Annotated in this window: 12 protein-coding genes; 5 read left to right on the top strand and 7 right to left on the bottom strand. The window is 43.4% G+C overall.

All coding sequences use genetic code 11. The features are described from left to right. Window positions 1-63 precede the first annotated feature (63 nt). From AC23N5_RS10990 to AC23N5_RS11000, 3 genes are all read left to right on the top strand, one after another. The gene (locus tag AC23N5_RS10990) at window positions 64-1,032 is read left to right on the top strand and encodes a DUF2157 domain-containing protein (protein ID WP_487755603.1); all 969 of its coding nucleotides are present in this window, start codon (window positions 64-66) and stop codon (window positions 1,030-1,032) included. Window positions 1,033-1,036: 4 nt separating this feature from the next. Further along, window positions 1,037-2,194: a hypothetical protein gene (locus tag AC23N5_RS10995; protein WP_487755604.1), complete on the top strand. Its 1,158-nt coding sequence runs from the start codon at window positions 1,037-1,039 to the stop codon at window positions 2,192-2,194. 66 nt (window positions 2,195-2,260) lie between these two features. After that, the gene (locus AC23N5_RS11000; protein WP_487755605.1) at window positions 2,261-3,130 is read left to right on the top strand and encodes an RluA family pseudouridine synthase; all 870 of its coding nucleotides are present in this window, start codon (window positions 2,261-2,263) and stop codon (window positions 3,128-3,130) included. Window positions 3,131-3,144: 14 nt separating this feature from the next. Here AC23N5_RS11000 and AC23N5_RS11005 read toward each other — a convergent pair whose 3' ends face one another. The 5 genes from AC23N5_RS11005 to AC23N5_RS11025 form a co-directional block, all read right to left on the bottom strand. Beyond that, on the bottom strand, window positions 3,145-3,528 hold the full coding sequence (locus AC23N5_RS11005) for a hypothetical protein (RefSeq protein ID WP_487755606.1): 384 nt from the start codon (window positions 3,526-3,528) through the stop codon (window positions 3,145-3,147). Continuing rightward, window positions 3,529-3,930 carry a PIN domain-containing protein gene (locus tag AC23N5_RS11010; RefSeq protein ID WP_487755607.1) on the bottom strand — a complete coding sequence of 134 codons (402 nt, stop codon included), beginning with the start codon at window positions 3,928-3,930 and terminating at the stop codon, window positions 3,529-3,531. A 293-nt stretch (window positions 3,931-4,223) separates the two neighbouring features. Continuing rightward, entirely contained in the window at window positions 4,224-6,314 is a 2,091-nt protein-coding gene (dnaG, locus tag AC23N5_RS11015; RefSeq protein ID WP_487755608.1) for a DNA primase, read from the bottom strand. 345 nt (window positions 6,315-6,659) lie between these two features. Next, entirely contained in the window at window positions 6,660-7,892 is a 1,233-nt protein-coding gene (locus tag AC23N5_RS11020; protein WP_487755609.1) for a dipeptidase, read from the bottom strand. 40 nt (window positions 7,893-7,932) lie between these two features. Next, window positions 7,933-8,349, bottom strand: a complete 417-nt coding sequence (locus AC23N5_RS11025) for a lysozyme inhibitor LprI family protein (protein WP_487755610.1) — start codon at window positions 8,347-8,349, stop codon at window positions 7,933-7,935. A 50-nt stretch (window positions 8,350-8,399) separates the two neighbouring features. Here AC23N5_RS11025 and queG point away from each other — a divergent pair, with 50 nt between their 5' ends. Beyond that, window positions 8,400-9,350, top strand: coding sequence for a tRNA epoxyqueuosine(34) reductase QueG (gene queG / locus AC23N5_RS11030; protein WP_487755611.1), 951 nt, complete (start codon window positions 8,400-8,402; stop codon window positions 9,348-9,350). Between the two features lie 56 nt (window positions 9,351-9,406). Here the strand turns inward: queG and AC23N5_RS11035 are convergent, their stop codons facing one another. Together AC23N5_RS11035 and AC23N5_RS11040 are read right to left on the bottom strand one after the other, a co-directional pair. Beyond that, entirely contained in the window at window positions 9,407-10,000 is a 594-nt protein-coding gene (locus AC23N5_RS11035; protein WP_487755612.1) for a Uma2 family endonuclease, read from the bottom strand. 54 nt (window positions 10,001-10,054) lie between these two features. Beyond that, window positions 10,055-11,905, bottom strand: coding sequence for a CocE/NonD family hydrolase (locus AC23N5_RS11040; protein ID WP_487755613.1), 1,851 nt, complete (start codon window positions 11,903-11,905; stop codon window positions 10,055-10,057). Between the two features lie 281 nt (window positions 11,906-12,186). On the opposite strand from AC23N5_RS11040, the gene typA reads away from it, so the two are divergent. Then, window positions 12,187-14,001, top strand: a complete 1,815-nt coding sequence (typA, locus tag AC23N5_RS11045) for a translational GTPase TypA (RefSeq protein WP_487755614.1) — start codon at window positions 12,187-12,189, stop codon at window positions 13,999-14,001. The last annotated feature ends 266 nt before the right edge of the window (window positions 14,002-14,267 follow it).

The following is a 14,267-nucleotide window of genomic DNA, read 5'->3' on the forward strand; positions in this document are numbered from 1 at the left end:
ATTTAAATTCTACGAAAAATAAGTCGATTTCATAATTACAAAAATTACGCTCATCTTTGGGATATGAACCCTTTATCTGAAATTTTAGCTCAGTGGCAAACCCACGAAATTGTTTCACCTGCCAGTGCTGAAACCATCAAGCAAACAGAAAACACGCGCCCAGTTTCGTTGTACACCCTCCTCCGAAACCTGCTTTACATTGGCCTTGTGTTGTTTACTTCGGGCGCAGGGATGCTCGTCTATTTGCACATCGACACCATTGGACACGATGCACTCATTGTGGTATTGGCATTGCTAACATTGGGATGCTTTTTCTATACCTATCGACACAGTTCTCCATTTTCAGTTTCAGAAGTCAACTCCGAAGGCAAGTTTGTTGATTTTGTATTATTGCTCGGCGCCCTATTATTTCTTTCGCTTGAGGGCTACGCCCAATGGCGTTATTCGCTTTTTGGCACGCGTTATGGATTAGCGGCTTTTCTACCAGCGGTTGTGTTTATCTTTTGTGCTTACCGTTTCGACCACCGAGGTGTTTTGTCGATGGGGCTCACCGCCTTGGCATCTTGGGTAGGGTTGAGTATCGCTCCCTTGGAAGTATTGACGGGAAATGATTTTGGAAGTTCCCAAATCATCCATACCGCCGTTGGTTTTGCGTTGGTAGTGGGTGGCGTCAGTTTTGGACTTGCGCATCGTGGCATCAAAACTCATTTTACCAACACCTATTTAATCCTGACGGGCAACCTATTTTTCATTGGAGCTTTGGCAGGGCTTTTCACCTCTAGCTACTGGTTTTTGTATGCCTTATTAATAGCGGGTTGTTGCACCTTTTTTGTGTGGTACGCTCGGCAAAAGCAATCATTCATTTTTTTACTAATGGCCATTTTGTACGGTTACATCGCTTTTACCTATTTGCTCTTCAGCAAAATCGACGACGCTGGTTTTTGGATGGTCTTTGGCGGTTTTTACTTCCTTGCCAGCGCGGGTGGAGTTGTGATGTTTATTTTAAACTATAAAAAATGGTTAACCAACTAACACAATGAAGGTATATCAGGAATCTTGGCTAATAAACCGCTACGCCCTTGGTTTGGCAAAAAAACTCCAAAAAGAAGGTACTTTGACAACAGCACAGGCAGAAGCAGCTCAAAAACTTCACGCTGACCTCCCCTACTCTCCCAACATATTCATCAAAGCGCTTTTATTTATTTTTGGCTTCATTGGATTTGGTTTTGGAGGTTCGTTTTTTACGCTTCTTCTCATGGGCGATGCCAATTGGGGATTACCCATCGGGGCTTTGTTGTACGGTGGCGGAACACTTTTTGGATTAGTTCACATCATTCGTCAGCGCAAACTTTACTTTTCAGGCATCGACAATGCACTTATATACTGCATACTGGGGTCTTTAGGGCCTATTTTTATGAAGGTTTCTGAAATCAACAATTTTAAAGAGCCTTGGCAGTTTGGGTTGCTTTATTTACCCTTTTTGCTCATGGCTGTCTATAGTTTTGGCGAACCGTTGGTAGCATTAGGTTTATTTTTCGACTTCTTATTTATCTTCTCGTCGTTGTTGATTAAACACCCACTCGGGAAAGCATTTTTACCATTCATACTATCGGGGGTTTCGGTCGCATTGTTTTTTTTAATGCACCGCTTCTCAAAGCGTCGAACCGCTTTTTACTGGCAAACTGCCCTCGAATGGACGCTTCCTGTGGCTTTGCTTTGTGCCTATTTAAGCGTAAATTATATGGTTGTCCGATACGCCAATGCCTCTCTAAACGACTTACCAATGCCTGCGCCCGAAATCCAATTTGCGTGGCTTTTTTGGACACTCACCTTTCTGGTTCCGCTCTTACAACTTGGGCTAGGGATTCGATTACGTGACCGTTCCATCATCGTCGTAGCCCTTGTTTCCGCCCTTTATTCCATCGTTACTTACCGTCATTATCATTCTTTGCTTCCGCTTGAATGGGGTCTTTTGCTCGGCGGGCTAATTTTAGCAAGCCTCGCCTATGCTCTTTTACGCTACTTAAAAATCCCAAAATTTGGTTTTAGCATCACCCCTGAGAGTAGCAAAACCAACCTCCTCCAAACGGTGGTTCTTTCGCATTTAACCAAAACAACCCAATCAGCCGCATCCCAAGAAGTAAAAATGGGAGGAGGAGATTTTGGAGGTGGCGGCGCAGGTGAGCAGTATTAATCAACGCACTGATTCTAGCTATTTGCGTACCTTTGGGGCAAATCATTCAATTATTCCAACGCTACGATGAAGCTACAAGTGACCGAAGAGATCGAACTGATGGTATTTTTACTGTCAAAATTAACCCATCACAGTCGTACCAACATCAAAAGTTTACTTCGTGATGGTCAAATCCACGTGGACGGTCGAAGCGTTACCCAATTTAATCATCGTTTAGCAGCAGGCCAAACGGTTGAGATAAGTCCTAAAAAATCGGTAAAACCCGCACAGCGCCCCACAAAGGGCATTCGGATTCTATTTGAAGATGCGTATTTGATTATCGTTGAGAAAGAGGCAGGTTTGCTCTCCATTGCCACCGACAAAGGCGACGAGCCTACAGCCTACCGAATGTTGAGCGAGCACGTAAAAACCCAAGACCCCAAAAATAAAATCTTCATCGTTCATCGCCTCGACCGTGATACATCGGGGGTAATGGTTTTTGCTAAAAGTGAAGACATAAAAAATAAACTTCAATCGACATGGGGGCCAGATACCAAAGAGCGAACGTACATTGCTTTGGTGGAAGGAAAACCAAACCCTCCACAGGGCACGATTCGTTCGTATTTACAGGAAAGCAAAGCCACGATTGTTTATTCTTCCAAAAACCCAGAACGAGGTCAACTAGCGATTACCCACTACGAAACGCTGCAATCCAATGCTCATTTTTCGCTTTTAAAAGTGGAATTGGAGACAGGTCGCAAAAACCAAATTCGGGTCCACATGCAAGACCTTGGGCATTCGGTCGTAGGAGATAAAAAATACGGTTCTTCCCAAAATCCGCTTCATCGACTTGGGCTACACGCTTGGGTTCTTGGACTTACCCACCCTGTTACGAACAACTACCTTCGATACGAAAGCAAAATACCCGCCAAGTTTTTGGGGATTTTTGGAAAATAAGACGCAGTGTTTTTTTAATTTTCGTAGTAATCCAAAACATACTCCCGCATGTTGGCGTAAAGGGGGCTCATGGTGTCAATCTCGCAAGAAGTGGAGGTGATGGTATAGGTAGTTTCAAAATCTTCGTAGGTAGCAGCTCGCCAGAGCCTTCCTTGAGGGTCAATGACCAATGAAAAACCAATTCCCCCCCGAAAAATACGTGAGCCGTCGGTGCCCATGTGCAAATGATACGTCCACGACTTATGAACGTCTTCATAAACGGCGTTTTTTTGAATTTGTTCGGCGAAGGATTCAAACAACGTCATACGTTCCTCAGGACGGGCTTCCAATGTCCGAATAAGGGCTTTTCTAAACATCAAAGAGCCATCTTCGGCGAGGAGTTTGTCACAAGCTGACATTTATAGTTTCAACCAATCTTCTATTTCTATTCCTAAAATACGTTCAAAATGGGCAACGTTATTTGTAACAATTACCAAACTATTTGCTACTGCCGTCGCGCCAATCAACAAGTCAAAGTCATCTATTCTTGTTCCTAAACGCTCTAGTCGTACGCGCTCTGAGGCATAAATACTTATGGCATTATAGATGGGTAAGACTTCAATTTCTTCAAGAAATTCGTTTAAAATAGCCAAATGGTGTTCAGGTCGTTGGCTTTTGAGCGCCCCATACTCTAATTCTGCAAGTGTAATTTCAGAAATGAAGCAATTTTTAAGTCCAACTGAATCAATTTTATCTCCAATATTTTTCAAACCTTTGAAAAGAAAAATAACAATATTGGTATCTAAAAGATACTGTTTCATAAACTTTCAAGAGTTCTATTAAATCTACGGGCTTGCTTAATTTCGTCAATTATTTCCTCAGCAGTGCTTGAATCATCCCAGCTGCCCACGAAATACCTAGCTGACCGTAAATTCCGAACAGTTTTTTTTTGAATAGATACCTTTAGCCGATTAGCTAGTTCTAACTTAGCCTGCTCGTCTAATCCTTCTAGCATCTGCCAATAACTTTCGACTACTCGGTTGCTCATAGTTTATTGCTATAGTTTTACGTAAATTTAGAATAAAAATATTAAAAACTATCGCCATTTTTCACCTCAATACCCAGGTACAACCGTCCCAAGCTCTTTGGCTGCCGAATCGTTGATATTTTTGAAAAACCTATATTGCTTTTGAATGTCCATGATTTGGGCAAATTCTTCGTCGGTAGCACCCGAAAGACTGCCCAATTGATTCATCAAATCCTTCATTTTATCGGCCGAATACGCCATTTTTAAGCGAAGAATTTTCTTAAAGGCAATTTCATGAAGCAAGTCCTCGTCGGTAGGAACAACAATCTCATACTTTTGCCAGTTCTCGCTTAAATGGTGGCTATTTGTACACAAATCAATCGTCAATCGTTGCACATCGGGGTCAAGATGCCCTAAAAAATAGTCCGTTGAAGGTACTTCTCCGAAGTTAAATCGCTGCCTAAAAATCTCTAAAATGAGGTTAAACAGCGGAGTTTCAAAGGTTATTTCGCCAATTTCGTGCAACAAATACCGACAAAGGGAAATGCCCGCCTCCAATTCAACCTGACCGTACAAAATCAACAACCGTACAAACGCTTGCTCCTGCAAATACAGCCGTGTTTTAAATAAATCATTGGGTAAGTCAGTAACAGGCTTAGGCGTTTCCTTGGGGATATTGGGTAAAGGCTCAGAAAAGTTATCTTCTACCAAAATCCCAAATTCTTCCTCAATAAACGTATCCGAAAAGAACATTCCATCGGGCTCCATCGGCGGCGCTGTTTTGGGCGGCGGTGGTGGCTGTGAAGACGACGATGGTTGCCTTCTTGGACTCTGACGTGGTTCGGCAGGCTTGGCTTTTTCTTGCTGCTGACGTAAGTATTTGTTCCCCTCCGAAATCAGCGTTTGTTCATCCATCTTCATCAAATCGGCCGTACGTCGGAAGAAAATCTGCCGTTTGATGGGGTCAGGAATTTTGGTAATACTCGCTACAATTTCGTTGATTGCTTCGGCACGTTTAAACGGATTGTCGCCCGCATCACGAAGAAGCATTTCGGTTTTGAAAGTAATAAAATCTTTGGTCGCCTTCTTGACGTGGGCTTTAAAACCCTCAGCACCAACACTATAAACGTAACTATCGGGGTCTTCGCCATCAGGAAGCGTCACCAAACTTACGTTAAGACCTTCTTCCAGAACCATGTCCAATCCCCGCAAAGCCGCTTTGATACCCGCCGCATCGCCGTCGTACAAAATGGTGATATTCTGGGTGAAGCGGGCAATCAGCTTAATCTGGTCTTCGGTCAACGACGTACCCGACGAAGCCACCACGTTCTGAATTCCCGCTTGGTGCAGCGAAATGACGTCGGTGTAACCCTCTACCAAATAGCACACATCTTCCTGCCGAATGGCATTCTTGGCTTGGTGAATCCCGTAAAGGACTTTGCTTTTATGGTAAACATCCGTTTCGGGAGAGTTAATGTACTTAGGCTGGTTTTTGTCGTTGGTCAAAATCCGTGCTCCAAACGCAATCACTTTCCCCGAAACATTATGAATCGGAAAGATTACTCGCCCTCGAAAACGGTCGTAATAGCGGTCGTTGTTGCCTTCTTTGTGCAGTGCCAAACCCGCTTTTTGCAGTAAATCAGGGTTATAGCCACGTTTGGCGGCCTCCTTGGTTAAATTATCCCATTCGTTTAGACTATACCCCAACCCAAACGATTTGATGGTGGGGTCGTTAAAACCACGATTTCTGAAATAACTTAGCCCAATCGCCTGTCCTTCTTCGTGTTCGAGCAGCAGTTTCTGGTAGTGTTTTTGGGCAAAATTTAGCACAATATACAAGCTATCACGCTCATTTTGACGCAATACCTCTTCGGGTGTTTGTTGCTCTTCTTCTACTTCAATGTGGTATTTCTGTGCCAAATGTCGGAGGGCTTCACCGTAGCTTACGCCTTCGATGTCCATCACAAATTTCACCGAGTCGCCCGCCGCACCACAGCCAAAACACTTGTAGATTTGACGAACGGGGTTAACGTTGAACGAAGGCGATTTTTCGTTGTGGAACGGACAGCACGCGATGTAATTGGCCCCACGTTTTTTGAGTGACACAAAATCTCCAATGACCTCTACAATATCAGCGGTTTGTTTGATTCGGTCGGCAGTATCGTTTGAAATTCGCATGGGACAAAATTAGGATGGAAACGCTTCAAAATAAAAAAATCCCCCTTTATCGTTGATTTTTCTCACTTCACCACATTTGGGTTGAAAGCAGCGATTGGGGGGCTGTACCTTTACAAAAAAAACAGCCATGACAACTTCCATCAAAAAACAAATAGCAGGTTTACTCTTCCTCCTCAGCGGGCTAACGTTGCTTTCGCTCTTAATTTTTTACTAACACATACACGGTCAGGCTGTGACAAAGGTCAGACGACAGTCAGACCGTGTGTGTGTGTCCCGCCGTAATAACTACGGTCTGACTACCGTCTGACTGTGTGCGTGTGTCACGCCGTAATAACTACGGTCTGACTACCGTCTGACCGTGGCGTTATCCACGGTTTTTTGCCACACTCGCCATACGTTTTTGTACATGATGTTGGCAATGTCACTTTCGGTATAACCTCTTTTTAGCAACACATAAAACAAATTAGGATACTGCGATACGTCCTTCAACCCCGTAGGCAAACTATCTCCTACCCCGTCGAAATCAGATCCAATCCCCACGTGCTTCGTACTTCCTGTCAATTTCACAACGTGGTCGATGTGATCGGCCACCGTTTCTACGTCCGCAAAAAGTACAGGGTTCTCTTTTTGGAATTGTTTTTGAAACTCGTCAGTTTCAGGCGAGCCCATTTTAATTCCTTTTTCTTTCAGCGCTTTACCAAACTTATCTTGCAAAGCTTCAATTTGTTGACGGTATTTTTCATCTAAAAAGCTGGAGCCAAAATTAATTTGAATCACTCCCCCTTTTTTAGCCAAAAGCTTAATCATATCGTCCGACATATTCCGTTTGAACGTAGGCGTAAAATACCGACACGAAGAGTGCGAAGCAATGACAGGTACCGAAGATAACTCAATGGCTTGGTAAAAAGCATCGTCGGAAACGTGCGAAATATCCACCATGATGCCTACGCGATTCATTTCTTTGACTACATCTCGCCCATAAGCGCTCAAGCCCTTGTGCGTATGCGTAGTGTCGTACGACGAATCACAAATGAGGTTGTCTTTACCGTGGGTCAAGGTGACGTAGCTAATACCTTTTTTGCGGAAATAGGCCACATCCGAAATGGTTTGTAACGGTGCGCCGTTTTCCATCCCCATCGGAAATGAAATGACTCCTTTTTTGAAATTGGCATCCGCCTCTTTTGGCGTTGTGACAATACCAAATTTGTCGGGGTGCGCTGTCGCTATCCCGCGAACCATATTAATCAGCGAATCGGCCAACTCTTTTGCTCCTCCCGTTTGTTGGTACGACGACGGAATATAAATCGACATAAACGGAGCCGATAACCCTCCTTTTTTGGCTCGTTCGTAATCAAAATCGCCTTCGGTAGTTTTCAAAGGAATTCCCAGATATTCACGCTCCAATCGGAAGTTCTTGATTTTGAGACGATACGGCAAGTCCACGTGACCGTCGGTGAGAATGTATTTGTGGGCAAGTTCGTCGGCTTTTTTGCGTAGCGCTTCGTCTGAATTGTTTTGCGCCGCGCCACTCAATTGTACAAATAGCAAGGCAAAAACGGTAATAATAAGGTCTTTCATGTAGGAGTTTGTTGATTTGACAGGAAAAATCGGTCATCTATTATTCAAAAAGGTTCAAGTAGCTTTTTAAATCCAGCGCTCGTTTTTTTACAATTTCGAGACGACTATCCACGGCCATTGGCTGGTACATGGTACCCTCCATCGTTGCATACAATTCTGACTGAAATTTAAACTCCAAATCGCGGTATTCTATCCATTTCCGCTGTGAGGTAAGCAAAGCTGCCTTTTGTTTGGCATTGAGTTTCAGGTTGAGGGCTTTGTAATTTTTGTTCAATTCGGCATCCCATTTTTTATAGGCTTCGTCCAAACACCCAACCATTCCCTGAGTGGAAGGATTTTTATCCATACATTTGTCTAACGCGATGTCAATGGGATGTTTTTCGGCTTCGTCTTGGGCCATACTGACGGCAGGAAGGGCAAACAAAAAGCAAACGACTAAGAAATAATACGATTTCATTGATGTTACGGTTTTTGAAAATTGAGTACGCTACAAATAAACGAAAATAAATGACGTCAAACGATTTCGTTCAGCAAGAACGAAGCCGATTTATTAAGGCCAAAGCTCAGGAGCTTGGTTTTGATTTTTGTGGTATATCAACGGCCACTTTTTTGGAAGAAGAAGCCCCTCGTCTCGAACAGTGGCTGTTGAAAAATCACCATGGCCAAATGCACTACATGGGAAATCACTTTGACAAACGCCTCGACCCTCGCAAACTCGTCGAAGGGGCCAAATCAGTGATTTCCGTTGTGTTGAATTATTACCCCGAACAACAGTTGGATGAAAGCGAAAATGCCCTTAAACTATCAAAATACGCCTACGGCACCGATTACCATTTTGTGTTGAAAGACAAACTCAAAGCCCTTGTTGACGAAATTCAAATCGAAATAGGCGAGGTAAACGGACGAATTTTTGTGGACTCAGCCCCCGTCATGGACAAAGTCTGGGCGGCAAAAAGCGGACTTGGCTGGGTCGGAAAACATACCAATCTCATCAATCGTCAGATGGGAAGTTTTTTCTTCATTGGGGAAATTATCTCCGACCTCGAACTTTGGCCCGATGCCTCTATCAAGGATTATTGCGGCACCTGCACGCGCTGTGTGGACGCTTGCCCCACGGATGCCATCACGGAACCTTACGTAGTCGATGGGAGTAAGTGTATCAGTTATTTTACGATTGAACTCAAAGAGGCTATTCCCGAAGAAGTGCGAGGTAAGTTCAAGAACTGGATTTTTGGCTGCGACATCTGTCAAGATGTTTGTCCTTGGAATCGGTTTTCGCGCCCGCATCAAACGCCTGAATTTAATCTTCATCCCGATTTGGCGCAGTTCACTCGAAACGATTGGGAAGAAATTACGCAGGAAGTATTTCAAGAACTATTTCGCCGCTCGCCCGTCAAACGGACAAAACTGGAGGGCTTGAAACGTACTATAAGTTTTGTAACTACGCCAAAAGAATAGATTTTCAAAAGACCTGACAAGTTTTAAAAACTTGTCAGGTCTAAGCACTAATGGTCTTAAATCAGCCCTTCTTCAGACACTATTTTATGAATATTGATAACAACATTGTCCATCACGCGCACTTCTTTATCCCAATCGACAATAATTGTCGTTTCTCCTTGTTCCATGATAAACACTTTTCTGTGTTTGGTAATAATCCAAAATATCCTTTTGGTACCATGCGCCATCATTTCTTCAGATTTCGTAAAAATGTAATCTAACTCTTGGTCAGTTTCAATCTTCACATCCACCTCAATAGCTATTTCAGGCGCTACTGAAAAATATTTATCGTCCAAAACGACGTTTTCTTTCAAGAAAATAGCAATGTCTGTCGAAAAGTTATTGTTATGACCTAGGTGTAGCCCCGTTTCGTTGGTAGTTAGGATGTACTTTTTGCGATTCACCATTGAAAACAAAATCCCATAAATAACACCAACAATATACGATTGGAGTGAACTACTACCCATGATATCTTCTAATTTTTTAGACCCATTCATTACTCCTTTGTATCCTTTATAATACAGAGGCACTCCTTTCAATTCTTCCCGAACAAGCTTGGCGGGAACTTTACGAGTGCGGTGAGCAGGTGCTTTTATTTGTTCGACTGTCATTTTTAAGTGCTTTTTACCAAAAATAAGCCTTTCTTCTCATACATCAAACATCGTTTACTTAATCGTACTGACGTGCAAATGCGAATCGTGCTTTTCGCTGTGGTAAATACGAATCGTCGCTTTTTGAAAATCTTTTTCCTCCGCTTCGCTTATGTTCATAAATTTCTGCGGGTTGCGGTCCACAATCGGAAACCAAGAACTTTGAATTTGAACCATAATTTTGTGGCCTTTCTTAAACGTATGAAGCACATCAGGCATCCGTACTTTTACATCCGTCACTTGGTTTGGCACAAAAGCTTCTGGTTTTTCAAAGCTATTCCGAAACTTCCCGCGCAACACCTCCGCTCGAACCAGCCGCTGATAGCCAGCCATCGTTAAATTTTTAGGATTAGGCGTTGGATTCGCCGCATCTTCGGGTAAGACGTCAATCAACTTCACAATAAAATCAGCGTCCGTTCCCGTCGTAGAAGCAAAAAAGTGCGCCGTCATCGGCCCCGAAAACGTCACATCTTCGGTCAAAGCATCTGTTTCGTACGTAAGAACATCAGGACGACGAGCCGCAAAACGCTGGTCTTCAATCATGTACTGATTATTACGACGCGCAAAAACACCATCCGTGTAAGGAACAGGTTTGGCAGGGTCGCTTACGTACTCATCAAAGCCCTCTTTTTCTTTTGTTTCTTCCCACGACAATTTTCCATTCGCCTGAAAATGAAGTTCTTTTGCCGTTTTTTCTTTGGGTGGCCATGCCTCAAACGTTTTCCATTCGTTGGTTCCCGTATTAAATAGGGTTGCCTCAGCCGCTTTCCATTCCCCTTTGTCTTTCAGGTAATAATTAAAAAACTTCGTTTCAAGCTCTTCCTGAAAATACTTAGCCGTATTACCACCAAACTGCAACGGCCCAAACTCCGACCAATCAGCCCGCGACCAAGCCCCGTGCGTCCAAGGCCCCATCACAAGTTGGTTTTTAGACGTAGGACTTTGTTTTTCAATGGCTTCGTAGGTACGCAAGGCTCCAAACAAATCTTCGGCGTCAAACCATCCTCCCACCACCAACGTAGCAGGTTTTAGGTTTTTTAAAGCAGGACGGATGTTTCTTGATTTCCAGTAGTCATCGTACGTTTCGTGCTGAAGGTATTCGTTCCAAATTTTACCCCGATTATTAAAATAAGCTGCACCGTTGGCATTTTTTAGAGGCCCTAGCTTCAAGAAAAAGTCATAAGCATCCTTTGTTCGATTCGCAAACAATCCTGTGTATGAGGCACTTGGCTTAGTCCGTGGCGCATCAAAGTAGCTCAAAAAATTGAAATTATCCATTAAGAAAAAAGCCCCATTGTGGCGGGCATCGTCACCTATAAACTCGTCAGTAACAGGCGCTTGAGGCGAAACGGCCTTAATGGCTGGGTGCGCATCAGGCAGCGAGGCAGAGGCATAAAAACCCGGGTACGAAATCCCTGTAATGCCGACCCGACCGTTATTACGAGGGATATTTTTAAGGAGCCACTCTACCGTATCGTAGGTATCAGTGCTTTCATCGGTATCTTTCGCACTTTTTTTGTCAAACTTATGGGGTGTCATTTCTTCAAACGAACCCTCGCTCATGTAGCGCCCCCGCACGTCCTGCGTTACAAAGATGTATTTTTCTTCTGACAATAATTTACTTGGACCAGGCCCATTTCCTGGGTAATTGGTTTCTCCATAAGGCCCTGCTGAATAGGGCGTTCGCTCCATAATAATCGGGTATTTTTGGCTGCTGTCTTTAGGTACATAAATGACAGTATAAAGCTTTACGCCATCCCGCATCGTAATCTGTTTGTCAAGTTTTGTGTAGTTATCTTTCACAAAATTTTGGGCTTGTACGGCCACACTCAAAAGCCCCGCAAGGACAAGAAAGGAAAGTTTCATGGAACTAATTGGTTTTGAGCAAAAATAGAACAAAACGCTGGCAAACAAAAAGCCCTACGCTATTGAAATACCTACATTGTGTTATTACCATTGTTATATTTTGTATTATTCAAATAAAAAACTAGCCAATTCCAGTTCTTTCGAGAGATAACATTGTAATAAACTGAGTTTGTCAATAAAATAACTTACCTTTGCGAGTCTTTTTTCAAAGCCATAATTAATTGTTAATCACTGACTTTCTTTGATTAATTGTTAAGGCAAAACAACTAACAAAAATACAAATGCAATCCATCCGCAACATCGCCATCATTGCGCACGTTGACCACGGTAAAACCACTTTGGTGGACAAATTCATCCACTATTCGAAGCTGTTTCGTGAGAACCAGCAGTTTGACGACCTCATTTTGGACAACAATGACCTCGAACGTGAACGAGGCATCACGATTGTTTCTAAGAACGTATCAGTACGCTACAAAGACGTTAAAATTAATATCATAGATACCCCAGGCCACGCCGACTTCGGAGGAGAAGTAGAACGCGTACTTAAAATGGCTGACGGTGTAGTGCTTTTGGTGGATGCTTTTGAAGGCCCAATGCCTCAAACTCGTTTCGTATTGAGCAAAGCGCTTCAACTTGGATTAAAAGTTGTGTTGGTGATTAATAAAGTTGACAAACCAAACTGTCGCCCTGAAGAAGTTCACGAAGCGGTATTTGATTTGATGTTTAACTTGGAAGCCAACGAAACTCAACTTGACTTCCCAACGGTTTTCGGTTCGTCGAAACAAGGTTGGATGGGTCCCGATTGGCAAAAACCTACTGAAGACATTTCGCACTTGTTGGATGTGATCGTAGAAAACATCCCACCCGCACCTTCTAACGACGGTGAGCCTCAAATGCAGATTACCTCCCTTGACTATAACTCATTCGTTGGCCGTATTGCCATCGGACGTGTACACCGTGGAACGCTCAAAGAAGGTGCGCAAGTAGGTCTTTGCAAAGCTGATGGAAGTGTAAAACGTAACCGTATCAAAGAAATTCAGGTTTTTGAAGGTCTTGGCCGTCAGAAAGTAACCGAAGTTTCTTCGGGAGATATTTGTGCAGTAACAGGTTTGGAAGATTTCGAAATCGGTGACACCATCACTCTTTACGAAAACCCAGAGCCAATTACACGTATTGCCGTTGATGAGCCAACGATGAACATGTTGTTCACCATCAACAACTCTCCTTTCTTTGGCAAAGAAGGTAAATTTGTAACTTCACGCCACTTACGCGACCGTTTGTTCAAGGAAATGGAGAAAAACCTTGCCTTGCGCGTAGAGCCATTCGATAGCGAAGATAAATTCTTGGTGTTTGGTCGTGGTATCCTCCACTTGTCAGTATTGATCGAAACCATGCGTCGTGAAGGCTACGAATTGCAAGTAGGCCAGCCACAAGTGATTTTCAAACAAGACGATAACGGACAACGCCTCGAACCAATCGAAATGTTGGTAGTAGATGTGCCTGAAGAAACAGCGGGTAAAGTGATTGAGCTTGTTACGCAACGTAAAGGTGATTTGCTTGTGATGGAACCACGCGGCGATTTGCAACACTTAGAATTCGACATTCCTTCTCGTGGCTTGATTGGACTTCGTTCCAATGTATTGACAGCTACGCAAGGGGAAGCCGTTATCTCTCACCGTTTCAAGTCGTATGAGCCTCACAAAGGCCCAATCCCAGGACGTATCAACGGCTCTATCATTTCAAAAGGAACTGGCCCAGCTACTCCTTATGCCCTTGACCGTCTTCAAGAGCGTGGTAAGTTTTTTGTTGACCCAAGCGAAGACCTTTACATGGGTATGGTTGTGGGTGAGCATAGCCGTCCAGGTGACATCGTGGTAAACCTTCAAGAAACGAAGAAGTTGACCAACATGCGTGCCTCTGGTTCGGACGACAACGTGCGTATTGCTCCTAAAATCAACTTCTCTTTGGAAGAATCAATGGAATACATCCAAAAAGATGAATACCTAGAAGTAACGCCACAAACACTTCGTATTCGTAAAGTATATCTCGACGAAAACGAGCGTAAACGTAACTCTAAAGAGCTAGAAATGGCTTAGTTCTAGCAATAGAACAAATACTTGTAAGGCAGACCTTCGCGGGTCTGCCTTCTTTTTTTTACAAATGTTGCCTACAAATGTTGCGCCTCTGCCGAGGCTAATTTGGATGCTTCTAAAACTCTTGATTAATCTACAAATGTTGCGCCTCTACCGAGGCTCTTTGGATGCTTCTAAAACTCTTGATTAATCTACAAATGTTGCCTACAAATGTTGCGCCTCTGCCGAGGCTAATTTGGATGCTTCTAAAACTCTTGATTAATCTACAA

The organism is Runella sp. R5_40, assembly GCF_057652295.1.

What these genes read in the sequence shown, in the direction of transcription:
- AC23N5_RS11035 (WP_487755612.1), bottom strand. Translation starts at nt 10,000, where the DNA reads ATGACAGTCGAACAAATAAAAGCACCTGCTCACCGCACTCGTAAAGTT.
- AC23N5_RS11040 (WP_487755613.1), bottom strand. Translation starts at nt 11,905, where the DNA reads ATGAAACTTTCCTTTCTTGTCCTTGCGGGGCTTTTGAGTGTGGCCGTA.
- typA (WP_487755614.1), top strand. Translation starts at nt 12,187, where the DNA reads ATGCAATCCATCCGCAACATCGCCATCATTGCGCACGTTGACCACGGT.
- AC23N5_RS10995 (WP_487755604.1), top strand. Translation starts at nt 1,037, where the DNA reads ATGAAGGTATATCAGGAATCTTGGCTAATAAACCGCTACGCCCTTGGT.
- AC23N5_RS11025 (WP_487755610.1), bottom strand. Translation starts at nt 8,349, where the DNA reads ATGAAATCGTATTATTTCTTAGTCGTTTGCTTTTTGTTTGCCCTTCCT.
- dnaG (WP_487755608.1), bottom strand. Translation starts at nt 6,314, where the DNA reads ATGCGAATTTCAAACGATACTGCCGACCGAATCAAACAAACCGCTGAT.
- queG (WP_487755611.1), top strand. Translation starts at nt 8,400, where the DNA reads ATGACGTCAAACGATTTCGTTCAGCAAGAACGAAGCCGATTTATTAAG.
- AC23N5_RS11020 (WP_487755609.1), bottom strand. Translation starts at nt 7,892, where the DNA reads ATGAAAGACCTTATTATTACCGTTTTTGCCTTGCTATTTGTACAATTG.
- AC23N5_RS11005 (WP_487755606.1), bottom strand. Translation starts at nt 3,528, where the DNA reads ATGTCAGCTTGTGACAAACTCCTCGCCGAAGATGGCTCTTTGATGTTT.
- AC23N5_RS11000 (WP_487755605.1), top strand. Translation starts at nt 2,261, where the DNA reads ATGAAGCTACAAGTGACCGAAGAGATCGAACTGATGGTATTTTTACTG.
- AC23N5_RS11010 (WP_487755607.1), bottom strand. Translation starts at nt 3,930, where the DNA reads ATGAAACAGTATCTTTTAGATACCAATATTGTTATTTTTCTTTTCAAA.
- AC23N5_RS10990 (WP_487755603.1), top strand. Translation starts at nt 64, where the DNA reads ATGAACCCTTTATCTGAAATTTTAGCTCAGTGGCAAACCCACGAAATT.